This window comes from Microtetraspora glauca, assembly GCF_040656155.1.
GTDB lineage: Bacteria > Actinomycetota > Actinomycetes > Streptosporangiales > Streptosporangiaceae > Microtetraspora > Microtetraspora glauca.
Window position 1 is genome coordinate 67,249 of record NZ_JBFALK010000004.1, and the last position, 25,977, is coordinate 93,225.

Genomic DNA, 25,977 nt, shown 5'->3' on the forward strand with positions numbered 1-25,977 from the left:
AGTTGAGATGAGCAGAGCGAAGGCGAAGGCGGACAGGTCCGAGGCCGAGATGCCGGCGGGAGACCTGCTGGACACCTCGCCGTTCGACGACGAGCCCGAGACGGAGCCAGAGGTGCGTCCGGCCGGGCGGGGGATGTCGAAGGTCACCCTCGCGCTCGGCGCCGCTGTCGTGCTCGTGGCGGGCGTGCTGGCCGGCATCCAGGCGCAGAAGGCGTGGGGGACCGCGTCTCCGTCCGGTGGCGGCGCGGCCGCGGGAGCCGGCGCGCGCGGCCTCGCCGGCGGCGGTTTCGGCGGCGGGTACGGCGGTGGCGGCGGTTTCCCCGGTGGCTATCCCGGGGGCGCCGGCGGCGGTTTCCGCGGCGGCGCCGGTCAAGGCCAGGGACCGGGCCAGGCCGGTCAGGGTGCCCAGAGCGGTCAGGGTGCCCAGAGCGGTCAGGGCGGTCAGGGCGGTCAGGGGCAGGGCCAGCAGGGCAGGGGCGGCGCCGGCTCCTCCGGTGGAGGCGCGGCGGGCGACATGACCGTCGGCACGGTCAAGCTCGTGGACGGCAGCAAGATCTACGTCCAGACCTCGGGCGGGACCATCGTCACGATCAGGACCAGCGGTGACACGAAAGTGCAGGTCACCAAGGCCGGGAAGGTCACGGACCTCAAGGTCGGCAGCCCGGTCGTCGTCGCGGGCGCCAAGGACCAGGAAGGCGCCGTGGACGCGACCTCGGTCGTCCAGAGCTCTGTGAATCGCTGACGACGCGGACGAACCGCCGAAGGGAGACCACCCGATGACGACGGAGGCACGCCTGCTCGTCGTGGACGACGAGCCCAACATCAGAGAGTTGCTCTCCGTGAGCCTGAGGTACGCCGGATTCGAGGTGGTGACCGCCTCCGACGGCCGGGAGGCGGTCCAGATCGCCGAGCGAGTACGGCCCGACCTCATAGTGCTGGACGTGATGCTGCCCGACATGGACGGCTTCGCGGTCAGCGCCCGGCTCAGGGCGGCCGGTCGGCGGGTTCCCGTGGTCTTCCTGACCGCGCGGGACGCGACCGGCGACAAGGTCACCGGGCTGTCCCTGGGCGACGACTATGTGACCAAGCCGTTCAGCCTGGAGGAGGTGCTCGCCCGGATCCGAGCCGTGCTGCGCCGTACCCGCGGCGACGGCACCCCCTCGACCCGGCTCCGGGTGGCCGACCTGGAGATGGACGAGGAGGCGCACCAGGTGTGGCGCGCGGGCCGGCAGGTACGGCTCTCGCCCACGGAGTTCAAGCTGTTGCACTATTTCATGATCAATCAAGGCCGGGTGTTGTCGAAGGCGCAGATCCTGGACCACGTGTGGCACTACGACTTCGGCGGTGACCGCAACGTGGTGGAGTCCTACGTCTCCTACCTGCGGCGCAAGATCGACACGGTGGATCCGAAGCTCATCCACACGCTTCGCGGCGTGGGCTATGTCCTCCGTGCTCCGCGTCGCTGAGGTCAAGAGGCGGCTCGCCCGCACTCCTCTGTGGCTCCGCCTGGTGGGAGCCACGCTGCTGCTGGTGACGCTGGCGATAGCGCTCACCGGCGGCTTCGCCGTCCAACTGCTGCGCGGCTACCTGGTCGACCGGGTGGACCGGCAGTTGACGGGGTTCAGCCGGCCCCGGAACGACCCGCAGGGAGAGCAGGACCGGGTGCCGCCCGCCCCCAGCGGGACCCGGCCCCAGCGGCAGCCGGGTTTCTACTACATCGTCCTGCTCGACGCGGACGGCAACCCCGTACAGACCGTGCAGGAGCCGCCGAACGTCGATCCGCCCACCCTGCCCGCGCTCACGTCCGCCGACACGGAGCGCATGGGCCGCATGCTGTTCACCGCCGATTCGCCGTCCGGCGGGAAGTGGCGCGTGGTCGCCATCGGCGAGCCGGGCGGCATGACCCGCGTCGTCGCGGTCAGCCTCGCCGACATCGACGGGACGGTCTCCCAGCTCGTGGTCATCGTGGCCGGGGTCGGCTTCACGGTGCTCGTCGCGCTCGGCCTGGCCTGCTACTGGCTCGTACGGCGCAGCCTGCGCCCCCTCGGAGAGATCGAGCGTACGGCCCAGGCCATCGCGGGCGGCGACCTGTCCCGGCGGCTGCCGCTGCGGCATCGCCGTACCGAGATCGGACGGCTGGGACGGGCGATCAACGGCATGTTGTCCCAGATCGAGGCGGCGTTCCAGGACCGTGAGGCGTCGGAGGCGATGGCGCGCAGGTCGGCGTTCGACGCACGGCGGTCCGAGGAGCGGATGCGCAGGTTCGTGGCCGACGCGTCGCACGAACTGCGCACGCCGCTCACGTCGATCAGGGGCTTCGCCGAGCTCTACCGGCAGGAGCGCTCGCAGGACCCGGTGCGGCTGCTGCGCCGGATCGAGGACGAGGCCGCCAGGATGGGCCTGCTCGTGGACGATCTGCTGCTCCTCGCCCGCCTGGACCAGCAGCGCCCGCTGGAGCAGCGGGCCGTCGACGTGCTCAGCCTGGCCGCGGGAGCCGTACTGGACGCGCAGACGCTCGCCCCCGACCGCGAGATCGACCTTGTGCGGCTCGACGGCTCCGACGGGGCGGTGAAGGCGCTCGGCGACGAGCACCGGCTCCGCCAGGTGATCGGCAACCTGGTGGGCAACGCACTCCGGCACACCCCTCCGGGTACGGCCTTCCAGGTCCGGGTGGGGACGCTGCCGGATGATGGGGCAGGGGGCGGCCAGGTGGTCGTGATCGAGGTGGCCGACGAGGGACCCGGCCTGCGCGAGGAGGACGTCGAGCGGGTCTTCGAGCGCTTCTACCGCGCGGACCCGGCGCGCAGCCGGGCCGACACGGGCGGGACCGGGCTCGGGCTGTCCATCGTGGCCGCCCTCGTGCACGCGCACGGCGGCACCATCACCGCGGAGTCCCCGCCGGGCCGAGGAGCGGTCTTCCGGGTCCGCCTTCCGTCCTGTTGAGCGTTCTGTTCGAGCCTGTTCCGCGGCCGGTTGACAGGTGATCCTCAGCGGCGCCCGATGTGGTGCCAAGATTGCTGGGCTGGAGTGGATCGCCGTGGCGCGGGCTTCGCGACGCCGGAGCCGGCCGCCCGCGTGCACCCCTGCGTGAGAGGCCAGGTCGATCACCGTGCGTTTCCTGTACGCCGCCGTTGTGGCGGTTTCCGTCCTGACCGTCTCGGGCTGCGGGGGAGACGGCGGTGACGGCGACGGCGGCGGCGGTGGTGGTGGTGACCAGCGCGCGGCGTACATGAACTGCCTGCGGGAGAACGGCGTGACCCTGCCCAGCGGTCGTCCCAGCGGTCGTCCCACCGATCGTCCGAGCGGGGCGCCGGACGGCAGCGGCGATGACGCCCCAGGTGACGCGCCCGACGCGCGGCCCAGCGGCGCTCCCAGCGGTCGCCCGAGCGGGGGACCGGGAGGCTTCCGCTCCATGTCGCCGGAGATGCGGAAGGCCATGGAGGCGTGCCGGTCGCTCATGCCCGAGGGCGGGCGCGGCCCGGGCGGCTACGGCGGAGGCCCGGGTGGCTACGGTGGCGGTCCCGGCGGCCCGGGGAGTGCCGGCGGTGACGAGGGACGCGGCCCGGACGCCGCGGACACCGCCGCGCTGCGGCCCTTCCTCACCTGCCTGAAGGACAACGGCGCCGAGGTCGCCGAGGGGAAGAGCTGGCGCAACCTCGACCAGAACGACCCGAAGGTCGCCGCGGCGGTCAAGAAGTGCCGCACCCTCCTCCCCGAACCCTCAGCCCAGCCGTCCGCCTGACGACCGCGGGTCGCTCTCGACATGCCGCCTTTGTATGGGGTTGTGGTGGAAAGTTCGAGCTAGCGGGCATTCAGGGGGGCCGGGTGGGGAAGGTCCGAGGGTATGGCGGGCGGCACCGGGCTGCTTGAAGCCCTCGGAACGCTGCGACGTCAGCTCGATCACGATCTTTTCCCCCTGGAGATCGGGGACGTCGCGGCGGATCGCCGTGCGCTCAAGGAGCTGACCGGGCAGCTCGACGACTATCTGCTGCCCCGGCTGGCGGACATCGACGCGCCCCTGCTGGCCGTCGTCGGCGGCTCCACCGGTGCGGGCAAGTCGACCCTGGTCAACTCCATCGCCCGCGCCGACGTCACCGAACCCGGCGTGCTCCGGCCGACCACCCTCGCGCCCACCCTCGTCGCCGGGCCCGAGGACGCGCCGTGGTTCATGTCCGGCCGCGTGCTGCCCGGCCTCCCCAGGGTCACCGGGCCGGGCCAGGGAGAGCCGGGAACGCTGAAGGTGGCCGTGGTGGACACCCTGTCGCCGGGGCTGGCGCTGCTCGACGCCCCCGACATCGACTCGGTCGTCACGGCCAACCGCGAGCTCGCCGCGCAACTTCTCGCCGCCGCCGATCTGTGGTTGTTCGTCACCACCGCCGCCCGTTACGCCGACGAGGTCCCCTGGAGCTTCCTGCGCAGCGCCCGCGAGCGCAGCACGGCTCTGGCGATCATCCTGCAACGGGTGCCGCCGGACGCGCTCGGCCCGGTCACCGCCGACCTGGAACGCCTGCTCCGGGAGAACGGGTTGGCCGGTGCGCCGCTCTTCGCCGTCCTCGAATCGGTCCTCCCCTCGGAGAACGCGCGACTGCCCGCTGAGGCCGTACGACCGATCACGGACTGGCTGGCCGATCTGTCCGCCGACGCGCGGTCCCGCGCCGAGGTGGTACGCCAGACGCTGTCCGGCGCCCTGGACAGCCTCGTCGTCCGGGTGCCCGTCCTCGCCGCGCACGCGGACCGGCAGCGGGAGGGGATCGCGGCGCTCCGCGACGTCGCGGCGAAGTCGTACGACTCGGCGATGTCGGCCTTCGACGAGGGCATGCGGGACGGTTCGCTGCTCAGAGGGGAGGTGCTGGCCCGCTGGCAGGACTTCATCGGCACCGGCGACCTGATGCGCTCCCTGGAATCCCGTGTCGGCCGGGTGCGCGACGTCGTCGTCGCCTTCGTCATGGGACGGCCCACCCCCGACCGGGAGCTCCGGGTGGCGCTGGAGAGCGGCGTGGAGTCGCTGATCCGGTCCTCGGCGGAAGGCGCGGCCGAACGCGCCGTGGAGTCCTGGCTGGCCATGCCCGCCGGCCGGGACCTGCTCGAACGCGTCGGCGTCTCCACCGCCGGCCGGCTCGGCCGCACGTCGTCCGATCTGCGCGACACGGCCGGTGCGGCGGTGCGCGCCTGGCAGGGAGAGGTGCTCGATCTCGTACGCACCGAGGGCATGAGCAAGCGGGTCGCGGCCAGGACCGCCTCCTTCGGCGTGAACGGCCTCGGCCTGCTGCTCATGCTCGGCGCCTTCGCCTCCACCGGGGGCATCACCGGCATCGAGATCGGCATCGCCGGCGGCACCAGCGTGCTCAGCCAGAAACTGCTGGAGGCGATCTTCGGTGACCAGGCGGTACGGGCGCTGACCCACGAGGCCCGCGAGGACCTGCGCAGGCGTGTCCGGGCCCTCCTCGACGACGAACTGGCCCGCTTCACCGCGCTGCTCGACGGTGTCGGGCCCGGCGAGGATGCTTCGGCGAACCTGAGGGCCGCCGCGCAAGCCGTACAGGAGCGGAAGCGAGAGCTCCCGATCGCGCCGGCCACCGACGGCGGGGAGGGCGGCGCTCCCGGTGATCCGCGGTGAAGCTGTCGCGCAGGAAGGCCGGCGTCTCGCTGGACGACCGGCTCGCGGCGCTCGCCGAGGCCGCGGACCTGGCCGAGGGGCGGCTCGGCCGGGGGGTGATCGAGCAGGCCAGGAGTGTGGTGGCCCGCGCGGGCAAGCGGAGCGGCCTCTCGGTCGACCACACCGCCGTCGCCCTCGCAGGAGCGACGGGAAGCGGCAAGTCGTCGCTGTTCAACGCCCTGTCGGGGACGTCGCTCGCCGACGTCGGGGTGACCCGGCCCATGACCGCGCAGGCCCAGGCCGCGCTCTGGGAGGCCAGCGGCTCGGGGCCGCTCCTCGACTGGCTCGACGTCCCCCTGCGGCACGCGGTGAACGGCGACGGCCTCTCCGGGCTCATCCTGCTCGACCTGCCGGACCACGACTCGATCGAGCTGAGCCACCGCCTCGAGGTCGATCGCCTGGTCGCCGTCGTGGATCTGCTGGTGTGGGTGCTCGACCCGCAGAAATACGCGGACGCGGCCGTCCACGAGCGATATCTCCGGCGGTTGGCACGGCACCGGGACGTCATGATGATCGTGCTCAACCAGGTCGACCGGTTGCCGCGTCACGCCGTCGACCGCTGCCTGATGGACCTGCGCTCGCTCCTCGCCGCCGACGGCCTGTCCGGGGTGCGGGTCGTGGGCGTGTCCGCGCTCACCGGTGAGGGCCTCCCGGAGCTGCGCGAGGCGCTGGCCGGCCAGGTGTCCCGCCGTACGGCGTGGGCGTCGCGGCTCGGGGCCGACGCCGCCTCGGCCGGTGCCGCCCTGGCCGGGGCCTGCGGGGGTGCGGCGGAGCCGCTCGCCGGGCCGCTCACCGGGCCGCTCACCGGGCCGGACAGCGCGGAGACGTCGGCCAGATCGATGATCGTCCCGCTGGTCGCCGCTCTGGAGGTGGCGGCGGCCGTGCCATTGGTCGTCGAGGCGGTGGCCAAGACCCACCGGCACCGCGCCGTCGCCGCGACGGGATGGCCGGTGACGCGGTGGCTGAGGAAGCTGCGCCCCGACCCCCTGCGCCGGCTCCATCTCGGCGGTGTGACCGAGACGCCGGGCCGGACCTCGGTGCCCGCGGCGACGGCCGTACAGCGTTCGCAGGTGGACATGGCCATCCGCGAGGTCGGGGCCGAGGCCGCGCGCGGGGTGCCCGAGCCGTGGGCGGCCGCCGTCCGGCACGCGGCCCGCTCGCACGCGGGCGAACTGGGAGACGCGCTCGACCAGGCGGTGGCCCGGACGTCCCTGGGCGCGTCGAGGAGGCCACGCTGGTGGCGGGCCATGGGAGCGGTGCAGTGGCTGATCTTCGCCGCGCTGGTGTCAGGGGCGGCCTGGCTGCTCGGGCTGCTCGCCGTCGCCGCGCTCATGCTGCCCGAACCGCCCACGCCGAGTGTGGGCGAGGTGCCGTGGCCGACCGTGCTGCTGGTGGGAGGCGCGGTGGCCGGCCTGGCGGTCGCGGTCGCGTGCCGTGCCGTCGCCTGGCTGGGCGGCAGGCGCAGGGCGCGCAGGGCCGCCCGTGCCCTGCGCGCGAGCATCGTCGAGGTCGCCCGGCGGCTGGTGCTGGCACCGGTCCAGGGCGAGCTGGACCGCTATCGCCGGTTCGTCGAACGGGTCAGGTTCGTCAGATCGCCCTGAAACGAACGACCAGAGACCGCCTTCCCGGTCGCTCAGATCTCGGCGGCAGATCTCGGTGGCTGAGGTGTCGGCGGTTCAGGTTTCGGTGGTGCGGTCGGCCTGCCGCCGGGCGACGTCCAGCGGGTCGGGCAGCGGGTCGGGCAGCGGGTCGGGCAGCGGGTTCCTGGCCGTCTCGATCTGGCGTGGAAGGCCGGTGCCGATCTCGCTGTCCTCGGCCGCGGCCTTCGCCTCCGCGGCGGCGCGCTCGGCCTCCGCGACGGCCTCGGACCCCACCATGCGTTCCTGATCCCGCTCCTCACGGTCGCGGGTTGCCGCCGAGCGGGGCAGCGCCTCGGTGAACGCCCTGGAGACACCCTGCAGCGCCGACGTGACCTCGCTCGGGATCACCCAGAACGTGTTGCCCTGGCCGTTGGCGAGCTGCGGAAGGACCTGAAGGTACTGGTAGGCGAGCAGCTTGGGATCGGGATCGTTGCGGTGCACCGCCTGGAACACGTTGTCGATCGCCTGCGCCTGGCCCTCGGCCTTGAGGATCTGCGACGTGCGCTCGCCCTCGGCCCGCAGGATCGCGCTCTGCTTCTCGCCCTCGGCGGTGAGGATCTGCGACTGCCGGAGACCTTCGGCGGTGAGGATCGCGGCGCGCTTGTCCCGCTCGGCGCGCATCTGCTTCTCCATCGCCTCCTTGATGGTCTTCGGCGGGTCGATGGCCTTGATCTCGACGCGGTTGACCCGGATGCCCCACTTGCCGGTGGCCTCGTCGAGCACACCGCGCAGCTGGCTGTTGATGGTGTCGCGCGAGGTCAGCGTCTTCTCCAGGTCCATGCCGCCGACGACGTTGCGCAGCGTGGTCACGGTGAGCTGCTCCACGCCCTGGATGAAGTTCGCGATCTCGTACGCCGCGGCGCGCGGGTCGGTGACCTGGAAGTAGAGCACGGTGTCGATGTCGACGACCAGGTTGTCCTCGGTGATCACCGGCTGCGGCTTGAACGAGACCACCTGCTCACGCAGGTCGATCAGCGGCCGTACCCGGTCCACGAAGGGGATCACGAAGTTCAGGCCGGGTCCGAGCGTGCGGTTGTACCGGCCGAGCCGTTCCACGTTGCCCGCGCGGGCCTGCGGGACGATCCGGACGGATCGCAGCACGACGAACACCACCAGCAGAGCGACGATGATTCCCGCGATGACGGATGGGTCCATGCTCACTCCCGTGGATAGACGAGGGCGGTCGCCCCCTCGATCTCGATGACGTCCACCGTGGCGCCCGCGGGGATGACGAGGGTCTCGTCGTAGGCGCGGGCCGACCACTCCTCGCCGCCGATGCGTACCCGGCCGTCCCGCCCGGTGACCTCCTGCGTCACGTACGCGGGCCGGCCGACGAGCGCGGAGACGCCGAACTGCCTGGTGGGCGCCTGGGTCAGGTGGCGGCGGGCGATCGGCCTGACTCCGGCGATCCCGGCGACCGAGGCGGCGATGAAGACGACGAGCTGTATGCCGATGGGGAACCCGATGGCCGCGACCCCCGCGGTGAGCAGCGCCGCGACGGCGATCAGCCCGAGAGCAGCGGTCAGCGTGAAGATCTCGGCGACTCCCAGCCCGGCGGCCAGGATCAGCCAGATGATCCACGAGTCCATTTCCTCGCCTCCATAGCGATAAACGGATCCCGTTTCGTAGGGGTTCCTTCTTTTACGTTAACTCTGTATGGACGACACCTGATATTTCAAGATTTCAGGCTGGGGACCGAGCTGATGAAGGCCTGGACCGGACCCGGCACCCGCAGGGCGCTGCCCTTGATCCAGGCGTCCCAGGAGAGCTGCCAGAAACCCCAGCCGTTGTTCCATTCGAGTTTTCGGTCGGTCCCGGTGACGATGACGGGATCGCCGCGCAGCGCGTTGTCGTAGAACCAGGCCGCCTGGTCGGGGCGGGCGTTCACGCAGCCGTGGCTCACGTTGGCCCGGCCCTGGGCCCACACGTTGTTCTTGGCGTGGACGTACTCGCCGCTGTTGGAGATGCGCACGGCGTGCCCGATCATGACGTCGTAGTATCCCGGGTCGCCCTTGGATCGGCCGGGCGAGATCATCCGGACCGGATTGCCCTTTTCCATCGTCAGATGGACGCCGCTTGTCGTGGTGTACTCCCTGGTGGTGGCCATGCCCGCGCTGATGGCCATGCGCTGCGCGACCTCGCCGTCCCTGCGCACCACCATCTGGTGGGTGCGCGTGTCGACCGTGCTGACCATGCGCCGCCCGACCGCGAAGGTGATCGTACGGTCGGCCGTGCCGTACGTGCCGGGGGCGGAGCGCACGCCGGAGAGGTGGGCGGTGAGGACGATGTTCTGCCGGGCCGGCCAGAGATCCCTGGTGCGGAACACGACCTGGGTGTCGCCGAACCAGTGCCACGCGCCGTCGACGGGGCCGGTGTAGGCCTTCGTGTACGCCCTGGTGCCGTGCTGGCCGTACGCGGCCGGGGTGGCGATCGGCGACGCGCGGACCTCCAGGGCGCGCTCCACGGCCCGGCGGTCCTCGACGGCCTCGGCGAACGTCAGGATGATCGGCATCCCCACGCCGACGGTCTCGTGGTCGTTCGGCGTGATGGAGAGCACGTCGAGCGAACGTTGCGGCCGCAGTGTGCGGAACCTGTTCATGAGCCGGGCCGTGTCGCCGCCCGGGGCGCCCGCGGTGGCGTTCACGACGTATTCGGTGTCGGGGGCGAGCGTCCAGTCGGACCGCCAGACCGTGTGGGAGGCGTTGAACCCGCCGGGAACGATCATGCCGCCCGCGTAGGCCACCACGGCGGTCAGCGTGCCGTCGTGCGCCTTCACCACGAGCCCCCGGTCGGGCCTGGCCGCCGTGGACTCCGCGGCCGGCGACATCGTGATGCGGGGCAGGAGGTGCGGCTGTTCCTCGCGAGGGGCGGTCACGGCGGAGCATCCGGCGACGAGAAGCAGAACGGTCGTCGCCCATGCCACGAAGCGCATCCGCCGCCTGCCTCCTCGGTGCCCCAGATCCAGGTCACGTCCCGGGGATCCCACCGGCCCGCCGCGATCGTCCGTACGGCTTCTCGCGTCGCCGCCGCCCCACGCGGGCGTCCATCCGGCCGGCCCTCGCCTCGGCGAAGATCCACGGGACGCCTCCTGGCGCTCCGTAGCAGTATAGATACTCTACGTGGCGGAGGTGATCCTCCCTGTGACCTCTCCGAGCCCGATCCCGCCCGGCGCGGTCGCGGTGATCGTCACCGTGTCGCCGTCCTCCAGGAAGGCGCGCGTCGTGCCGTCGGTGAGTTTGACCGGCTCGGCGCCGTTCCAGGTCACCTCGATGAGCGAGCCGAAGGCCCCCTCGCTGGAGATCGTCCCGCTGGCGTACAGGTCGCCGGTGCGGAGCGACGCGCCGTTCACCGTCATGTGGGCCAGCATCTGGTCGGGAGTCCAGTACATGTCCCGGTACGAGGGTGTCGAGATCGTCTCGCCGTTCAGTTCGACGCGCAGGGTGAGGTCGAGCCCCCACGGCGACTGCCTGCGCAGGTAGTCCAGCGGGACGGGATCCTGCTCGCGGCCCGCGACCCTCGCGTGTTCGAGGGCGTCGAGCGGGGTGATCCACGGCGAGATCGAGGTGGCGAACGACTTGCCGAGGAACGGGCCGAGCGGCACGTATTCCCATGCCTGGATGTCCCGCGCGCTCCAGTCGTTGAGCAGGGTGACCCCGAAGACGTGGTCCTCGAACGCCCCGGCCCGCTCGCCCGGCCGGGTCGGCGTGCCGACCACGAAGGCCAGTTCGGCCTCGATGTCGAGCCGGGCGGAGGGACCGAACGACGGCCCCGGCATGCGCTGCCCGCACGGCCGCCTCACCGGGGTGCCCGAGACGACGACCGTCCCGGCCCGCCCGTGGTAGCCGACGGGGAGATGCCTCCAGTTGGGCTTCAACGGCTCCTCGTCCGGGCGGAAGATCCGCCCGAGGTTGGACGCGTGCTCCAGGGAGGCGTAGAAGTCCACATAGTCGGCCACCTCGACCGGCAGGTGCATCGTGACCTGGTCGAGCGGGATCAGGTGCGGCTCGACGACCGCACGGTCCCCGCCCGCCTCGTCGGCGCGGTCGGCGGCGAGGAGCGTCCGCAGCCGGGCGCGCGTCTCCCGCCATGCCGTACGGCCCCGGGCGAGGAAGGCGTTGAGTGTGGGGGAGGCGAACACCTCGTCGTGCAGCACGGGCGCGAGATCGAGCACGTGGTCGCCCACGCGCACGCCCACGCGCGGCGCCTCTCCGGGGCGTGAGAACACGCCGTAGGGCAGGTTGTCCAGGCCGAAGAGCGACTCGTCCGCCCCCGGCACCCAGCTTCGCGTCACCGTCGTCCTCTCCGTCACCGGGCGGTGGCCCAGGTCCAGGCGTATGCCGGATCCTCGCACGCGAGGGCGGCGGACCCCAGGTCCAGCGGGCGGAACGTGTCGATCATGACGGCCATCTCGCTCGTTTCCGTGTGGCCCTGCCGTACGGCCTCGACGACGGCCTCGACCGCGCCCGGCTGCGGCCCGTGCGTGAACCCGGCCGGATGCAGCGAGATGGAGCCGATGTCGATGCCCGAGCCTCGGCGCGCCGTGTAGTCGCCGCCGACGTAGAACATCAGCTCGTCGGAGTCCACGTTGTGGTGGTTGTACGGGATCGGCACCGCGTCCGGGTGGAAGTCCAGCGGCCGGGGGCAGAACGAGCAGATCACGAAGCCCGGTCCCTCGAACGTCTGGTGCACGGGCGGCGGCGCGTGCGTCCGCTTCACGATGGGCTCGAAGTCGTGGATGTTGAACGCGTACGGGTAGAGGCAGCCGTCCCAGCCGACGACGTCGAAGGGATGGTGGGCGTAGGTCAGCCGGGTCAGCCCACCACGGGTCCGTACCAGCACCCGCACCTCCTCGCCGTCCACGATCAGCGGCTCGGCGGGCGCGCGCAGGTCGCGCTCGCAGTACGGCGCGTGTTCGAGGAACTGGCCGTAGGCGGACAGGTAGCGCCGGGGCGGGCGGATGTGCCCGGCCGCCTCGACGACCAGCGCGGTGACCGGGCCCTCCGGAACCCAGCGGTGGATGGTGCCGGTCGGGATGACGACGTAGTCGCCCTCGCCCGCCTCGATCACGCCGTACGTGGACTCGAAGCGGGCCCGGCCGCTCGCGATGTAGACGCACTCGTCGCCCATCGAGTTGCGGTAGAGGTCGCTGGGCGCGTCGGTCGCGACGTACGACATGCGGACGTCGGAGTTGCCGGCGAGCGGCTGCCGCCCGGTGACGAGGTCGCCCGTGGCGGCGAGGTCCTGGGTGCGGAAGTGCCGCGGAGAGAGCGGCAGGTTCGGCGTGAGACCGGGAGCGGCGAGATCGACGGCCTCCGCTTTCACGATCGCGGTCGGCAGGTAGCGGTGATAGAGCAGCGACGAGTCGGACGAGAAGCCCTCCTCGCCCATGAGCTCCTCCGCGTAGAGCCCGCCATCCGGCTGACGGAACTGGACATGGCGCTTGCGTGGCACGTCGCCCACGACACGGTAGTACGGCATCGACCCTCCGCGTACGGATTCCGGACGTAGGTGTCCTCTATACGTGCGACGATGCGCCATTGCCGCAGAGATGTCAAACCACTTGGGGCACAAAAAGCCGATTTATCCCCGCGTTGCGGCAAGGCCGCGGGCGTCGCCGACGGCCCGTGTCTGGTGGCGATCGAGCTCATCTCCTGGCGGCCCGGCGGACGCCTAGACGGCGAGGCGCCTGGCGTCGACGTTGCCGCTCAGGGTGTTGAGGACGCCGGGTAGCTCCGCCACGGTCTGGGCGGGCAGGCCGGTCACGGTTTCCTCCGCCAGGGCGCACCATAGCCGCTTGACCTGGTCGGTCAGTGCCTTGCCGCTGTCGGTGAGTTCGACGATGCTGGCGCGCTTGTCGGAGGGGGCGGGTGCGCGGCGGATGTGACCGGAGGCTTCGAGCTTGCGGGTCATGAGCGTGACGCTGGGCGGTTCGACGCCGAGGGCCTCGCTGAGTTGGGCCTGGATCATCGGGCCGGTCCGGGCGAGTTCGAGCAGGAGAGCCTCCTGTCCAGGGTGCAGGCCGAGCGGGGCCAGCAGTGCCGCGGTCCTGGCGCGGTGGCGCAGACTCAGCCGGCGGATGGCCTGGTTGATGACGTCGGCTTGGTCGAAGTTCATGGGCTCTCCTCGACAAGTTGGTTATGCGCCTAACTATTATGCGCATAATGTTATCCGCATAACTAATCCTATGTGATGACGAGGAGCCCGATATGACCGCGAAGATCGCCGTCATCTACTACAGCGCGACAGGCTCGGTGCACGCACTCGCACAGGCCCTCGCCGAGGGCGCCGCCTCGACCGGTGCCGAGGTACGGCTGCGGCGGGTCGCCGAGCTGGCCCCCGACAGCGCGATCGACCAGAACCCGCGGTGGAGGCAGCACGCCTACGCCGCCGGCGGCAACCCCTAACCCGCACCCGGGGCGGCACGCCTGCCGGCAAAGGCAGCCCATGACACGCACCGGCCGACCGCCCCCCGAATCCCCACCGCAGATCCGCACTCCCCATCCACGACTCAGGAGACACTCGTGGCACCGCACCTATCCGCCCGCCCCCTCACCAGCAGCCAGGCCACAGCGAAGACCCGTCCTGCCTGGATCGTCCTGGCGCTGGTGTGTGCCAGCCAGTTCATGGTGATCCTGGACTCCTCCATCGTTAACGTCGCACTCTCCTCGGTCGACCGTGACCTCGGCTTCACCACCACCGGCCTGGCCTGGGTGGTCAACGGCTACCTGCTCACCTTCGCCGGCTTCATGTTGCTGGGCGGCCGCGCCGCCGACCTGTTCGGCCCCCGCCGGATGCTGGCCGTCGGTCTGACCGTGTTCTCGGCCGCGAGTCTGGTCGGCGGCCTGGCGACCACCGCGGAGGCCCTGGTGGCGGCCCGCGTCGCGCAGGGCATGGGAGCCGCCATGACGGCCCCCGCGACGCTGGTCGTGATCAACGCCTACTTCACCGAAGCACGCGCGCGTGCCCGGGCGTTCGGCGCCTGGTCGGCCTCCGGCGGCGTGGGCGGGATGGCCGGCGCGATCGCGGGCGGCGCCCTCACCACCGGCCTGTCATGGCGATGGGTCTTCCTGATCAACGTGCCGATCGGCGCGGTGCTGATCGCCACGGCCGTGACCTCGCTCGTTCGCACGCGAGCCGCCCGGCGGGAATCACTCGACCTCGTGGGCGCCGTCACCGGAACCGCGGGGCTGGCCGCGCTGGTCTACGGGGTCATGCAGAGTACCGATCACGGCTGGAGATCCGGGCTGGTCGCCGGACCGATCGGCGCGGGCCTGCTCCTGCTCGTCGTGTTCACCGTCGTGGAAGCGCGTTTCGCCGCGCACCCGATCATGCCTCTGCGACTGTTCGAAGTCCGGGGGGTCGCCGCGGGCAGCGTCATGCTCCTGCTGCTCGGAGGGGTCTCCATCGCGATGTGGTACTTCACGTCGCTGTTCCTGCAGGACGTCCTCGGCTACAGCGCGCTCGAGGCCGGGCTTGGGCAGACACCCGCGGCGGTGACGTTCATGCTGATCGCGCGGTGGGCCGCCGCTTCGCTGCCTCGCACCGGTGCACGTCCCCTGGTGCTGGCGGGCTGTGTCGGCTTCCTGGCCGGTTTCGGCTGGCTCTCCCAGGCCGAGGCGGCCAGCGGCTACGCCACCAGCGTGCTCGGGCCCACGCTGCTCATCGCGATCGGTATCGGGCTGACCTTCCCCACTCTCATGGCCGCGGCGACCGCGGATGCTCCCGGGGGTGACGCGGGGGTCGTCGGTGGCATGGTCGCCACCGCCAATCAGGTAGGTGGGTCGATCGGCCTGGCGGTGCTCGCGACGGCCGCCGGTGCCACAGCCGCGGCGGAGACCTCCGCGAACTCTCCGGTCGCCGCCCTGGCCGCCGGCTACGACCGGGTCTTCCTCATCGCGGCCGGGCTCGCCCTGGTCCTCGGGGTGGCCAGTGGGCTGCTGCCGCGGCACCGGCGCACCTGACCGCGGCCTGTCGTCCGTCGCGGCGGGGACGGGATCACTGGGCGAGGGTGTGGGCGAGGTCGCGGGCGGCCTCGACGACGCGGGGACCGACCGCGTCGACGTCGAGCAGGCCGAAGGTGACGACCCCGAGCGAGGCCTCCAGCCAGGGAAGCCCGCGGAGGGGGACGGCGATCCCGCGCGCGCCCTCCTGCAACTGCCCTTCGGTGACCAGGAACGGCCGGGTCGCCGCGGTCTCCGGTTCCGCCTCGTCGCCCGCCGGACGGGAGCCCGGGTGCGCCTGTTCCCGGGCCGCCTCCTCGCGGAGGGCGAGGATGGCGAGCCCGGCGGCTCCGCGGGTGAGCGGGTGGCGGGAGCCTTCCCGATAGGCGAGGTGCATGTCGGTCCAGGACGGTTCGACCACGGCGACGGCCACTCCGTCGTCGCCCTCGGCCACGGTGAGATGCGCCGTGGCCCCGACCCGCTCGGCGAGTGCGCGCAGCGCGGGCAGCGCGGCCGCGCGCAGCAGGGGCTGTACGGCCTGCGCCATCACGAGCACCCCGAAACCGAGGTGGACCCGGCCCTCCGCGTCCCGCCGGGCGAAGCCCTCGTTCTGCAGGGTCGTGATCAGCCGGTAGACGACGGGGCGGCTCAGCCCGAGCTCCTGGGCCAGTTCGGTGGGGGTGCGCCCCCGGTTCCCGTCGGCCAGCAGTCGCAGCAGCCGCAGCCCCCGCTCCAGCGTCTGTGCCGATTCCGCCGCCATCATCACAATCTCCTTCGAGCGCGGAGACCTCGTCTTCAGGTGCGATTATCGCCACTTCCGGCCGGCAGCCGGGCTCGGGCCGTTCGATCCGGCCGCTCAGGGCCGGGCCGCTCTCTTCGCTTCGTCGCCGTGAACGGCAGGGCTCGACGCCGCCGCCCGTTTGTGAAAAACGTGATCCTGGAGCTCACGTTTTCGGCGGTGTGGGGCGCATGCCTTCGAGCAGGGTGGTGAGGTAACGGTGGGCGGTGTCGATCCGGTCGGTGGGGGTGCCGCCGTGGACGGTCACGGCGTGGGCGATGCCGCACATGAGCGGGACGAGGTCGGCGGCGGCGAGGTCGGGGCGGACGGCTCTGGCGTCGCGGGCCCGCTCGAGGAGTGTGGTGCCGGCGGACACGAGTGACCTTTTGAGTTCCGTGGTGCGCGGCAGGGTGTCGGTGGTCGCGGCGGCGACCGGGGGCAGGGCGGCGTCGGTGACCTGTGCTTCGACGACGCGGGACAGGAAGCTCTCCAGCGCCCGCCAGGGGTCGGTGTCGGCCAAAGCCTGCTCGCCATGCGCGGCCAGGGCTTCCAGGCAGGGAGCGGCGACGGTCTCCAGCAGTGCCTCGGGGGTGGCGAAGTGCCGGTAGACCGTGGCGACCCCGAGGCCCGCCCGGCGTGCGACGTCGTTGAGCTGCAATGCGGTGCCCTGGTCGACCAGGTCGCGGGCGGTGGCGACGATCCGCTCCCAGTTGCGGGCGGCGTCTTTGCGCAGCTGTGTGGTCGTCATGTGGGAAGAATCCAGGTTGCTCGTCTTGGTTCACGGGCTTGTCGTCTGATCATATGCGGGCGTTCCCGGGGAACCTGGTTGTCGGGCGGCGGGTGCGTGGGTTTCGCTGAGCAGGTGTACGGCCTCGGCGATGCGGCGGTCGGTCGCCGCTCGGAACGGGGCGACGGGGTGTGCCTGGGGTCCGATGACGAGGCCGGTCCGGCCGGTCAGCGCGTGGTCGGTGGCGGCGGCGATCGAGGGCCTGGCCGCCGCGGACGCCGGACCGGAGGTGGAGCGCTCGAACTTGCGGCGTACCAGCGGCCACAACAGCCGCAGGGCAGGAGAGACGATCTTCGGGTCGGCCAGGGTGCCGTTGGTCATGTCGGTCGCGGCGCCTCCGGGATCGGCGGCGAAGACTGACACGCCCGTGCCGTCCAGCCGCCTCGCCAGGTCGAGCGTGTAGGCGAGGTTGGCGAGCTTGGCGCGGCCATACCAGTGGAAGCCGTAGTAGCCGCCTGGCGGCTCGACGGCGTCGAACACCCGCTTGGCGACGCCGACCGCGCCCGAGGTCACGTTCACGATCCTGCTCGGCGCCCCGGCGGTGAGCGTGGGCAGCAGTAGTTCGGTCAGCAGATACGGCGATAGGTGGTTGACGACGAACGACGCCTCGACGCCGCCCAGGTCCGTGCGCTCGGCGAACATCGCCCCGACGTTGTTGACCAGCACCGTCAACGGTTCCCCCGACGCGGCGTGGTCGGCAGCGATGTTGTCGGCCAGCGCGCGGACCTGGTCGAGCGAGGCGAGGTCGGCGGACAGGAACCGGCCGGGGTGCGCCGGTTGCGTCGCGTTGATCCGCTCAACCGCCCTGGCTCCCCGGTCGGCGTCGCGCCCGACCACAGTGACCGCGAACCCTGTGGCGGCCAGCCCCAGCGCAGTCTCCAAGCCGATGCCCCCGGTGCCGGCCGTGACCACAGCTGTCTTCGTCATGAGCCCCTCCTCCCATCTAACCGGATAGTTCATCCGGTTAGATGGGACAGTAGCATAATCGGATGAACTATCCGGTTAATGGCTTCGGCCGGTGATGACAGTCGGCCATGAAGCGCCTCCGCCGGCGGGACTGTCGTCCGACTCCGGCCGGCCGTACGGCGTGGGGGTTGTGGGCCGGGTGGAAATCGCCCACCGTGGGACGGGTGAAGACGGCGATCGTGATCGGGGCGGGGATCTGGGGAACGTCGCTGGCGCTGCGGCTGGCGGAGACGGGATGGCGGGTGACGCTGGTCGAGCAGTACGCCCCCGGGCACGTACGGCAGGCCAGTGCGGGGGAGACGCGGCTACTGCGGGCCGCGCACGGCGCCGACCAGTGGTACGCGCGGATGGCCAGGCAGGCAAGGGACGGCTGGCGGGAACTCGGCGCGCGGACCGGTGAGGAGCTGTATCTGGAGGCCGGGCTCATGTGGTTCGCCCGGCGGGAGGACGGCTGGGAGCGCGCCAGCGCCAACGTGCTGAAGAACCTCGACATCCCGCACGAGTTCCTCGATCCCGCCGAAGCGGGACGGCGGTTCCCCGGCTTCAAGGGGGACGACCTGGCGTTCGTGCTGTACGAGCCGGAGGCAGGGCTGATCCGGGCCCGTCGCGCCACCCAGGTGACGGCCCGGCTCGCCGTCGCGGCCGGTGTCACCCTCGTCCGCGCCAGGGCCGTGCCGTACGGCGACGCGGAGGGGAACGCCGGGCCCGCGATCGTCGCCGACGGTGAGGTGCTGCGGGCGGACCGGGTCGTCTGGGCCTGCGGCGGATGGCTGCCCACCCTGTTCGATGTCGAGGTCGAGGTGACCCGGCAGGACACGCTGCACTTCGCCGTACCACGGGAGTGGTCCACGCCGCCGCTGCCCGCGTTCTGCGACTACGAGGGATCGGCGTACGGCCACGGTGACGTGGACGGGCTCGGGATGAAGGTCACCAGCGACGTCGAGGGCGAGCCGTTCGACCCGCAGGAGGGCAGTCGCCGCGTCCTGCCCGAGAGCGAGGAGGCGGCCCGCGACTACCTGCGGCGCAGGTTCCCCTCCCTGGCGGGTGCGCCGGTGCTGTTCAGCCAGGTCTGCCAGTACACGCTCACCCGCGATGCCGAATGGATCATCGCCGAGGTTTCCGACGGGATGTGGCTGCTCGGTGGCGACTCGGGGCATGGCTTCAAGCACGCACCGGCCCTGGCCGGGTACGTCGCGGACCTTCTCGACGGCAGGCGGGAGGTGGATCCCCGGTTCGGCCTCCACGCCCGTGTGCCGGCCCGGGGACTGCGGACCAGCGGTGCGACGTAGATCAGGCGAGCGGGCGACCGCTCTGGAGCCAGGCGCCGAACTCGTCGAGGTTGATGAGACCGTCGCCGTCGGTGTCGACCTTGGTGATCACACCCTGGGCGCCCTCGACGGTGATCCGCTCGCCGAGCACCTCCATGAGGCGCACCAGTTCCTCGGCCGAGATCAGGCCGTCGTCGTCGCTGTCGACGAGGTCGAACGTCGCCGCGTACTCGCTCATGTCTTCTCCTCGCCCGGCGGCTCGTCGGCGTCCGAGAGCGTCCCCGGCTGTCGGTTCACGTTGGCGAGCAGCACGATAGCCGGATAAGTCACGATCGGTGTCGTTTTACGGCAAGCCCACGGCGGTGCGGCCTCAGGTTCGATGGACGGGACAATGGGCCGGTGCGAGTCGGGATTCTGGGACCACTGCTGATACCGGCGGCGGAGATCAGGGGCGCCCGGCTGCGTGCCCTCGTCATCCGGCTCGCGCTGGACCCCGGGCGGGTCGTCACGACCGAGCGGCTGATCGATGATCTGTGGGAGAACGATCCCCCGGAGAACCCGAGCGCCGCGCTGCAGTCGCTGGTCTCCAGGATCAGACGGCAGGTGGGGACGCTGATCGTCTCGCATCCCGCCGGCTATCGCCTGGACGCCGACGTGGACGCGGCCGAGTTCGAGAACCTGGCCGACAGCGGCAGGCGCGCGCTGCGCGAGGGAGATCCGGCGCGGGCGGCCGCCCGGCTGCGGGAGGCGCTGGCACTGTGGCGGGGCGAGGCGCTGGCCGACGCCGCCGGGCTGGCCTTCACGGCGGCTCCGGCCGCGCGCCTGGACGAGATGCGGCTGTGTGCCGTCGGCGACCGTGTCGAGGCCGACCTGGCGACCGGTGTCCCCGGAGCCGCCCTCGTCGCTGAACTGCGTGACCTCGTGGCGGCGCATCCGTTGCGGGAGCCGTACCACGTGCTGCTGATCAGGGCGCTGCTGGCGGACGGGCGGAGGGCGGACGCGCTGGCGGCGTACGAACGGGTGCGCCTGCTGCTGGCCGACGAACTGGGGACCGATCCCGGCGACGAGCTGCGCGCGGCGCACATGACCGCGCTGGGCGGGGGTGCGGCTCCGGTCCGGCGGGACAACCTGCCCGCCGGACTGACCACCTTCGTCGGCAGGTCCGATGACGTACGGCGGGTGAGCGAGCTGCTGGGACACCGGCGCCTTGTCACGCTCACCGGGCCCGGTGGTGCGGGCAAGACCCGCCTCGCGATCGAGGTGGCCGCACGCATGGTTCCGGTGGCGGGCCCGGACGCGTCGGCTCTGGTTCCCGACGGTGTGCGGCTGGTCGAGCTGGCTCCGGTGGGCGCGGACGCCGTCGCGGCGGTCCTGCGCAACACTGTGGGGCCGATCTCCGAGCTCGCCGACCGGCGGATGCTCCTGGTGCTGGACAACTGCGAGCACGTCGTCGACGTGGTGGCGGAGCTGGCGGAGCAGCTGCTGGCGGCGAATCCGGGCGTGCGGATCCTGGCCACCAGCCGTGAACCGCTCGACCTGCCGGGCGAGACGCTCCACCCCGTGAAGCCACTGGACCTGGCTCCCGCGATGGAGCTGTTCGCCGATCGGGCCGCCGCCGTCAGCCCGGATTTCGCGCTCGACGAGTCGACCTCGGGTGAGGTGGCCGCGATCTGCGCGCGGCTCGACGGTATGCCGCTGGCCATCGAGCTGACGGCGGCCAGGTTGCGCTCGCTGACTCTCCCCCGGCTGGCCGCCGGGATCGGGGACCGGTTGCTGGATCGCGGCAGCCGTACGGCACAGCGGCGGCATCGCACCCTGCGCGCGGTCATCGGCTGGAGCTGGGATCTTCTCGACGAGGACGAGCGCACGTTGCTGGCGCGGATGTCGGTGTTCGCGGGCGGCGCCACGCCCGAGGCGGTCGAGCGGGTCTGCGGGGCCGACCTGGACGTGCTGGTCTCGCTGGTCGACAAATCGCTCGTCCAGACGAGCGGGGACCGCTACCGGCTGCTGGAGAGTGTGCGCAGATTCGCCGCCGAGCGGCTCGCCGCCGCCGATGCCGAGGGGGCGCGGCGGGCCCATCTGGCGCACTATCTGGAGTTCGCCGAGGCGGCCGACCCCCTGTTGCGCACGGGCGAGCAGGTGCGGGTGCTGGCGGAGGTCGACGCTGAGCGCGGGAACCTCGACGCCGCACTGCGTCACGCCGTGGCGACCGATCGCCGGGCCGCGTTGCGGCTGTTCGCCGCGCTTACGTGGGCGTGGATCATACGCGGGCAACGGCGCGAGGCCGCCGAGTGGGCGGCGGTGCTCGGCGCGGGCGAGCCGCCCGAGGGGCTGGAGCTGGAGCACGCCCTGTGCCGGGTGATCGGCCCCACCGGCCGGCCGGGGGACGCGGCGCGTGTGCTGCGCGAGTCCGACCGGCCGGTCGCCCTGGTGGCGTGGTCGCTCGCGGACGGGTACGGCGGAGACATGGTGGACCAGGTCAGGGCCGCGACGGCGGGGTTCGCCGACCACCCCGACCCCTGGGCTCGGGCCACGGTCCAGCTGCTGCGAGGGCTCGTCATGCTGGAGTTCACCCCCGGAGGCGCCGACGCCGCCGAGAACCTGCTGGACGAGGCGCTGACCGGATATCTCCAGATCGGAGAACGCTGGGGCCTGTCGATGGCCCGCTACTGGCTGTCGCTGGCGCTGGAGAACAGGGGCGACTCGGCGAGGGCGCTTGCGGTGCTTGAGCAGGCGGCGGCGAGCGCGGCGGAGATCGGCTGTCCCCAGGTGCTGCCCGCCCCGGGGATGCTCGCCGTACGGCTGGCGCAGTTGCGCGGGCGCACCGGCGACCTGGCCGGAGCGCGGGCGGGGTTGTCGGCGGCGCGGGAGGGCGTCGAGCGGACCGGTGACGTGCTCGCCCTGGCCAGGATCGAGCACGCGCTGGGCGAGCTGGCCCGCCGCCGCGGCGACAGGACCGAGGCGTCGCGCAGGCTGAACCTGGCCGTCGAGCTGCTCGACGGGCGGCTCGCGCCGCCGCAGTTCCTTTCGCTGCTGGAGGTCGAGTGGTGCCGGTCGCTGGAGCTCGACGAGGGCCGTGCCTGGGCGCGGTCCGCCCTTGACCGCGCGTTCGACGACGACATCGCGAGAGCGGCCGTGTTCGAGGGCGTCGCGGAGTGGTGCCTGGCCGTGGGCGACCCGCGCCGGGCCGCGATCCTGCTCGGTACGGCCCGGCGGTTGCGCGGCATCGAGGACACCGCCGACGAGGCACTCCGCGAGCTGATCGAACGCTGCGCCGGCCTGCTCGGCCCGGACGCGTTCGCCGCCGCCTGGAACTCACACCATGGCCAGATAGGCGGCGAGTTCCTCGACTGACGACGTGGCCAGCCCGATGTATCCGTCCGGCCGGACCAGCACATACGTCTCGTCCCCGTACGGCTCGGCGAGCTCGTGGGCGTGGATCTCGCGGCCGGGCACGTCGGCGACGACGGCGGGCACCGGCCCCGACGACAGCAGCGTGAAATGCGGCCCCCGGAAAAGGTCGAACAACCGCACGGGTGTCCCGTCCGCCAGGTGGCGGCGGCCGTCCGGCGCCCGATCTCCTCCCCGCCGCGCCAGCGAACCGCCCCGGTAGCTGAGCAGGAGCTGCTGGGTCTCCTCGTCGCGTTTGTACGTCTTCTTGTCGTGCAGGGCGGTGCTCAGACCGAGAGCGTGGGCGGCGACCGGCAGCCGCTCCTCCTCATAGGTGTCCAGCAGTGCCTCCGGCGCTCCCGACAGCACCCGGGCGAGCTTCCAGCCCAGGTTGTACGCGTCCTGCACGCCGGTGTTGAGCCCCTGGCCGCCGGCGGGCGAGTGCACGTGGGCCGCGTCACCCGCGAGGAAGACCCGCCCGACCCGATATCGCTCGGCCATGCGGATGTTCACCCTGTAGAGCGAGGCCCACAGCAGCTCGCCGATCTGGACGTCGCGCAGCATGGACCGCTCGGCGAACACCTTCCGGAAGCCGGACAGGGTCAGCTCCGGCGTGACTCCGGGCCGCAGCTGGGCCATGAACTGGAAGGTGTCGGTGCCCGCCATGGGGAACAGCGCCACCATCCCCTTGCCCGGCCTGACCCATACGTGGATGTGCGCCCGATCGAGGCCGTCGATACGGACGTCACCGACGAGCATCCGCTCCTCATCGCGGGTCGCCCCGGCGAATCCCACCTCCAGCGTCTTGCGCACGAAGCTCCTGCCGCCGTCCGCCGCGACCAGGTAACCCGCCCGCACGGTCTCGCCGGTGCCGAGCACGGCGCTCACGCCGTCCTCGTCCTGCCGCAGGCCGACCAGCTCGTCCCCCTGCTCCACCGTGCCGCCGAACTCGGCCAGGCGCTCGCGCAGCACCGCCTCCGTGCGCCACTGCGGATTCATGATCACCATGGGGTACGGCACGGCGGGGGTCGGGTCCTTGAGCTTGTGCATCCGGCCCCGGTACACCGGAACCCTGCCGATCCGGACCCGGAGCGGGGGATAGACCGTGCCCGTCTCAAGGAGCGGGTCGACCACGCCGAGGTCGTCGAACACCTCCAGGGTGCGCGGCTGGAGTCCCTTGCCCTTGGATCCGTCGAACGGCCGGGGCGCCTTCTCGACGATCCGGAAGCCGACGCCGCGCCGGGCGAGGTCGATGGCGAGAGTCAGGCCGGTCGGCCCCGCGCCGACGACGAGAACGTCTGTGCGGTTGTCTGTGTCACTGCCCATGGCGGCACTGTCCCGGCCGTCGCTGCCAGATCACTGTCACGCCCGCCCGCGGCTCTGTCATCCACCGACTGCCTTAGATAACTATAGTTATTATAACTGCAGTTATCTATCTGGGAGGGGCGCCATGGACAAGCCTGCCCACATGTTCGACAGGGACAGCGAGTGGGCCTCCCTCACCCGCTTCGTGGGAAACGAAGCCAAGGGGGCGACCATCGGGGTCATTTACGGCCGCCGAAGGCAGGGCAAGACCTTCCTCCTTGACGCCCTCTGCAAGGCGACGGGCGGTTTCTACTTCGCCGCCACGGAGGCGACTGAAAGGGAGACCCTGACGAGGCTCGGCGCCGAACTCGCCGAGCACCTGGGGCTGCCTTCGGCCATCGGTCTCGCCGACTGGTACCAGGCGGTCGACTGGTTGCTCGCCCTGGGCCGGGACCGGCCGGTCCCGGTGGTCATCGACGAGTTTCCGTATCTGGTCCAGGCGACGCCCTCGCTGCCCTCGATCATCCAACGCGCGTACGCGCCCAACCGGAATGAGCGGACACAGTCGCGTACGCGGTTGCTGTTGTGTGGCTCGGCGATGTCCTTCATGGGCCGGCTCCTCACCGGAAACGCTCCGTTGAGAGGGAGAGCCGGGCTGGAAATGGTGGTTCCAACCCTCGACTATCGCCTTGCCGCGCGTTTCTGGGATATCGATGACCCGCGCTTGGCCGCGCTGACCCACTCGGTGGTGGGGGGAACCCCTGCCTACCGTACGGAGTTCCTTCACGGAGATCGGCCAGAGAGCCTGAGCGACTTCGGGCCGTGGATCGTGCGGAACGTCCTCGATCGGGACAGTCCTCTCTTCCGCGAGGCGCGTCACCTGCTGGCAGAGGAGCCGAACCTTCGGGATCAGGGGTTGTACCACTCGGTGCTCTCTGCCATCGCGGCCGGCAACAACGCGCGCAGCGGCATCGCGTCCTTCATCGGACGCAAGGTGACGGACCTCGCACATCCCCTGACAGTGCTCGAGGACGCGGGACTCGTCAGACGTGAGGAGGATGCTTTCCGGGCGGCACGCACGAGGTATTGCATCGCCGAACCGCTCGTGACCTTCTACCACGCGGTCATGCGGCCTGAATGGTCACGGCTTGACCGCGCCGGGCAGGCGGCTCGGGTGTGGGAGGAGAGTGGTGACAGGTTCCGCGGGCGGGTCGTCGGCCCTCATTTCGAGGCACTGTGTCGTCATTGGGCCCAGTTCTACGCTGGTCCCGAAACCTTCACGGCATCGCCATCGCACGTCGGCCGAGGGGTCGTCAACGACGCGGCCCGGCGCACGAGCCACGAGGTGGATGTCGTGGTGACCGGAGCCGCGACGGGAAGCAGGCGCCCGCTTCTGGCGATCGGTGAGGCGAAGTGGGGGGAGCGCGTCGGACTGGGCCATGCGGAACGTCTACGGCGGGTCCGCGAGGTGCTGCGGGGCCGCACGGACGTCGACGCCTCCGCCGCACGGCTCGTCCTTTTCAGCGCGGCGGGATTCACCGACGAGCTTCGCGAGCTGGCGGCGGGCGACGACGAGGTGCGGCTCATCGAGGTGGCCGATCTTTACCGGGATTGACCGGTTCCACCGGGGCGGGGTAGTGGGTTGCAGGTCAGGCACAAGCGGCTGAGCCCATGGTGATCCCATGGACCTGTCCGACGCCGTTCAGTCGCTCACCTCGCCGGTGACCCCCATTCGGGGCGGTCGCATGCCCGGTCCCGTCGGAATGAGCATCCTTCTGCTCTGCTGGCTGGCCCTGGGCGTCCTCCCGTTCGTGTTCTCCGTACCGGATCTGCGGCTCGCGACCGGTCAGATCGGCACCCCCGGCACGCTCACGGTCGTCTCCTGCGAGTCCCTGGGGGAAGGCCGGTACGACTGCAAGGGGCGGTTCACGCCTGACGGAGGCGGCGACGCCGTAAACGTGGACGCCTCTCCCGACTCCCGGGCGGGTGACGTCACCCCGGCCCGGCTCACCCCGGAGGGCGACCGTGCCCTTCCCACGGGTGTGAAGGGCGTCCTGCGCGCGCTGACCCTGCCCGCGCTCGGTGCCGGCGCGCTGGCCTTCCTCCCGTACGTGGTCCTGTACGTGCTCGGCGTACGGCGGGGCCGCGGAACGGCGGTGATCGCCGGAAGCGCGGTCAGCGCCGTGTCGCTCGTCATGATGATCGTGGGCGTTGCCGCCGCCGTCGCCTGATCACTAGGGTTTCGCC

Annotated in this window: 23 protein-coding genes; 12 read left to right on the plus strand and 11 right to left on the minus strand. The window is 71.6% G+C overall.

The window, feature by feature from the left end:
- Positions 1-7 precede the first annotated feature (7 nt).
- From AB0I59_RS09365 to AB0I59_RS09390, 6 genes are all read left to right on the plus strand, one after another.
- Positions 8-742, plus strand: a complete 735-nt coding sequence (locus AB0I59_RS09365; RefSeq protein ID WP_358131657.1) for a hypothetical protein — start codon at positions 8-10, stop codon at positions 740-742.
- Between the two features lie 34 nt (positions 743-776).
- Positions 777-1,466, plus strand: a complete 690-nt coding sequence (locus tag AB0I59_RS09370; protein ID WP_358131659.1) for a response regulator transcription factor — start codon at positions 777-779, stop codon at positions 1,464-1,466.
- On the plus strand, positions 1,441-2,943 hold the full coding sequence (locus AB0I59_RS09375) for an ATP-binding protein (protein ID WP_061260844.1): 1,503 nt from the start codon (positions 1,441-1,443) through the stop codon (positions 2,941-2,943). Before AB0I59_RS09370 ends, AB0I59_RS09375 begins: the two co-directional genes overlap by 26 nt.
- Positions 2,944-3,133: 190 nt before the next feature.
- Entirely contained in the window at positions 3,134-3,742 is a 609-nt protein-coding gene (locus tag AB0I59_RS09380; RefSeq protein WP_358131662.1) for a hypothetical protein, read from the plus strand.
- Positions 3,743-3,844: 102 nt separating this feature from the next.
- Entirely contained in the window at positions 3,845-5,617 is a 1,773-nt protein-coding gene (locus AB0I59_RS09385) for a GTPase family protein (RefSeq protein WP_358131664.1), read from the plus strand.
- Positions 5,614-7,257 (plus strand): YfjP family GTPase, encoded by a 1,644-nt coding sequence (locus tag AB0I59_RS09390; RefSeq protein WP_358131666.1) that lies wholly within the window; start codon positions 5,614-5,616, stop codon positions 7,255-7,257. Before AB0I59_RS09385 ends, AB0I59_RS09390 begins: the two co-directional genes overlap by 4 nt.
- A 75-nt stretch (positions 7,258-7,332) precedes the next feature.
- On the opposite strand, the gene AB0I59_RS09395 is transcribed toward AB0I59_RS09390, so the two are convergent.
- From AB0I59_RS09395 to AB0I59_RS09420, 6 genes are all read right to left on the minus strand, one after another.
- Positions 7,333-8,451 carry an SPFH domain-containing protein gene (locus tag AB0I59_RS09395; RefSeq protein WP_358131668.1) on the minus strand — a complete coding sequence of 373 codons (1,119 nt, stop codon included), beginning with the start codon at positions 8,449-8,451 and terminating at the stop codon, positions 7,333-7,335.
- A gap of 2 nt (positions 8,452-8,453) precedes the next feature.
- A complete protein-coding gene (locus tag AB0I59_RS09400) occupies positions 8,454-8,885 on the minus strand; it encodes an NfeD family protein (RefSeq protein ID WP_061260850.1) in 432 nt (143 codons plus the stop codon).
- Positions 8,886-8,971: 86 nt separating this feature from the next.
- Positions 8,972-10,228, minus strand: coding sequence for a L,D-transpeptidase (locus AB0I59_RS09405; RefSeq protein WP_358131671.1), 1,257 nt, complete (start codon positions 10,226-10,228; stop codon positions 8,972-8,974).
- Positions 10,229-10,411: 183 nt separating this feature from the next.
- Positions 10,412-11,587 (minus strand): fumarylacetoacetase, encoded by a 1,176-nt coding sequence (gene fahA, locus AB0I59_RS09410; protein WP_358131673.1) that lies wholly within the window; start codon positions 11,585-11,587, stop codon positions 10,412-10,414.
- A 14-nt stretch (positions 11,588-11,601) separates the two neighbouring features.
- Complete coding sequence (locus AB0I59_RS09415; protein ID WP_358131675.1) at positions 11,602-12,774, minus strand: homogentisate 1,2-dioxygenase; 1,173 nt, start codon at positions 12,772-12,774, stop codon at positions 11,602-11,604.
- A gap of 192 nt (positions 12,775-12,966) precedes the next feature.
- Positions 12,967-13,410 (minus strand): MarR family winged helix-turn-helix transcriptional regulator, encoded by a 444-nt coding sequence (locus tag AB0I59_RS09420; protein ID WP_358131677.1) that lies wholly within the window; start codon positions 13,408-13,410, stop codon positions 12,967-12,969.
- A 92-nt stretch (positions 13,411-13,502) separates the two neighbouring features.
- Between AB0I59_RS09420 and AB0I59_RS09425 the strand changes: the two genes are divergently transcribed.
- Both AB0I59_RS09425 and AB0I59_RS09430 read left to right on the plus strand, forming a co-directional pair.
- Positions 13,503-13,700 carry a flavodoxin domain-containing protein gene (locus AB0I59_RS09425; protein ID WP_061260858.1) on the plus strand — a complete coding sequence of 66 codons (198 nt, stop codon included), beginning with the start codon at positions 13,503-13,505 and terminating at the stop codon, positions 13,698-13,700.
- Positions 13,701-13,817: 117 nt separating this feature from the next.
- Complete coding sequence (locus AB0I59_RS09430) at positions 13,818-15,257, plus strand: MFS transporter (RefSeq protein ID WP_061260860.1); 1,440 nt, start codon at positions 13,818-13,820, stop codon at positions 15,255-15,257.
- A 34-nt stretch (positions 15,258-15,291) separates the two neighbouring features.
- Here the strand turns inward: AB0I59_RS09430 and AB0I59_RS09435 are convergent, their stop codons facing one another.
- The 3 genes from AB0I59_RS09435 to AB0I59_RS09445 all read right to left on the minus strand — a co-directional run bounded on the left by AB0I59_RS09435 (position 15,292) and on the right by AB0I59_RS09445 (position 17,728).
- Positions 15,292-15,999, minus strand: a complete 708-nt coding sequence (locus tag AB0I59_RS09435) for a helix-turn-helix domain-containing protein (RefSeq protein WP_358131679.1) — start codon at positions 15,997-15,999, stop codon at positions 15,292-15,294.
- A gap of 181 nt (positions 16,000-16,180) precedes the next feature.
- Complete coding sequence (locus tag AB0I59_RS09440) at positions 16,181-16,762, minus strand: TetR/AcrR family transcriptional regulator (protein ID WP_358131681.1); 582 nt, start codon at positions 16,760-16,762, stop codon at positions 16,181-16,183.
- Positions 16,763-16,792: 30 nt separating this feature from the next.
- Positions 16,793-17,728: an SDR family NAD(P)-dependent oxidoreductase gene (locus tag AB0I59_RS09445; RefSeq protein ID WP_061260864.1), complete on the minus strand. Its 936-nt coding sequence runs from the start codon at positions 17,726-17,728 to the stop codon at positions 16,793-16,795.
- Between the two features lie 203 nt (positions 17,729-17,931).
- Here AB0I59_RS09445 and AB0I59_RS09450 point away from each other — a divergent pair, with 203 nt between their 5' ends.
- On the plus strand, positions 17,932-19,056 hold the full coding sequence (locus AB0I59_RS09450; protein ID WP_061260866.1) for an NAD(P)/FAD-dependent oxidoreductase: 1,125 nt from the start codon (positions 17,932-17,934) through the stop codon (positions 19,054-19,056).
- A 1-nt stretch (position 19,057) separates the two neighbouring features.
- Here the strand turns inward: AB0I59_RS09450 and AB0I59_RS09455 are convergent, their stop codons facing one another.
- On the minus strand, positions 19,058-19,273 hold the full coding sequence (locus tag AB0I59_RS09455) for an EF-hand domain-containing protein (protein ID WP_061260868.1): 216 nt from the start codon (positions 19,271-19,273) through the stop codon (positions 19,058-19,060).
- A 161-nt stretch (positions 19,274-19,434) separates the two neighbouring features.
- Here AB0I59_RS09455 and AB0I59_RS09460 point away from each other — a divergent pair, with 161 nt between their 5' ends.
- The gene (locus AB0I59_RS09460; RefSeq protein WP_358131684.1) at positions 19,435-22,389 is read left to right on the plus strand and encodes an AfsR/SARP family transcriptional regulator; all 2,955 of its coding nucleotides are present in this window, start codon (positions 19,435-19,437) and stop codon (positions 22,387-22,389) included.
- Here AB0I59_RS09460 and AB0I59_RS09465 read toward each other — a convergent pair.
- A complete protein-coding gene (locus tag AB0I59_RS09465; protein WP_358131686.1) occupies positions 22,351-23,751 on the minus strand; it encodes an FAD-dependent monooxygenase in 1,401 nt (466 codons plus the stop codon). The genes AB0I59_RS09460 and AB0I59_RS09465 overlap by 39 nt on opposite strands.
- Between AB0I59_RS09465 and AB0I59_RS09470 the strand changes: the two genes are divergently transcribed.
- Together AB0I59_RS09470 and AB0I59_RS09475 are read left to right on the plus strand one after the other, a co-directional pair.
- Complete coding sequence (locus AB0I59_RS09470; RefSeq protein WP_358131688.1) at positions 23,750-25,345, plus strand: AAA family ATPase; 1,596 nt, start codon at positions 23,750-23,752, stop codon at positions 25,343-25,345. The two genes, AB0I59_RS09465 and AB0I59_RS09470, sit on opposite strands and share 2 nt — an antisense overlap.
- Before the next feature lie 67 nt (positions 25,346-25,412).
- Positions 25,413-25,961, plus strand: a complete 549-nt coding sequence (locus AB0I59_RS09475) for a hypothetical protein (RefSeq protein WP_358131690.1) — start codon at positions 25,413-25,415, stop codon at positions 25,959-25,961.
- The last annotated feature ends 16 nt before the right edge of the window (positions 25,962-25,977 follow it).

Coding starts and splice junctions, on each gene's coding strand:
- AB0I59_RS09395 (WP_358131668.1), bottom strand. CDS start 8,451: ATGGACCCATCCGTCATCGCGGGAATCATCGTCGCTCTGCTGGTGGTG.
- AB0I59_RS09440 (WP_358131681.1), bottom strand. CDS start 16,762: ATGACGACCACACAGCTGCGCAAAGACGCCGCCCGCAACTGGGAGCGG.
- AB0I59_RS09370 (WP_358131659.1), top strand. CDS start 777: ATGACGACGGAGGCACGCCTGCTCGTCGTGGACGACGAGCCCAACATC.
- AB0I59_RS09365 (WP_358131657.1), top strand. CDS start 8: ATGAGCAGAGCGAAGGCGAAGGCGGACAGGTCCGAGGCCGAGATGCCG.
- AB0I59_RS09475 (WP_358131690.1), top strand. CDS start 25,413: ATGGACCTGTCCGACGCCGTTCAGTCGCTCACCTCGCCGGTGACCCCC.
- AB0I59_RS09405 (WP_358131671.1), bottom strand. CDS start 10,228: ATGCGCTTCGTGGCATGGGCGACGACCGTTCTGCTTCTCGTCGCCGGA.
- AB0I59_RS09455 (WP_061260868.1), bottom strand. CDS start 19,273: ATGAGCGAGTACGCGGCGACGTTCGACCTCGTCGACAGCGACGACGAC.
- AB0I59_RS09415 (WP_358131675.1), bottom strand. CDS start 12,774: ATGCCGTACTACCGTGTCGTGGGCGACGTGCCACGCAAGCGCCATGTC.
- AB0I59_RS09465 (WP_358131686.1), bottom strand. CDS start 23,751: ATGGGCAGTGACACAGACAACCGCACAGACGTTCTCGTCGTCGGCGCG.
- AB0I59_RS09425 (WP_061260858.1), top strand. CDS start 13,503: ATGACCGCGAAGATCGCCGTCATCTACTACAGCGCGACAGGCTCGGTG.
- AB0I59_RS09445 (WP_061260864.1), bottom strand. CDS start 17,728: ATGACGAAGACAGCTGTGGTCACGGCCGGCACCGGGGGCATCGGCTTG.
- AB0I59_RS09375 (WP_061260844.1), top strand. CDS start 1,441: ATGTCCTCCGTGCTCCGCGTCGCTGAGGTCAAGAGGCGGCTCGCCCGC.
- AB0I59_RS09385 (WP_358131664.1), top strand. CDS start 3,845: ATGGCGGGCGGCACCGGGCTGCTTGAAGCCCTCGGAACGCTGCGACGT.
- AB0I59_RS09435 (WP_358131679.1), bottom strand. CDS start 15,999: ATGATGGCGGCGGAATCGGCACAGACGCTGGAGCGGGGGCTGCGGCTG.
- AB0I59_RS09420 (WP_358131677.1), bottom strand. CDS start 13,410: ATGAACTTCGACCAAGCCGACGTCATCAACCAGGCCATCCGCCGGCTG.
- AB0I59_RS09470 (WP_358131688.1), top strand. CDS start 23,750: ATGGCGGCACTGTCCCGGCCGTCGCTGCCAGATCACTGTCACGCCCGC.
- AB0I59_RS09400 (WP_061260850.1), bottom strand. CDS start 8,885: ATGGACTCGTGGATCATCTGGCTGATCCTGGCCGCCGGGCTGGGAGTC.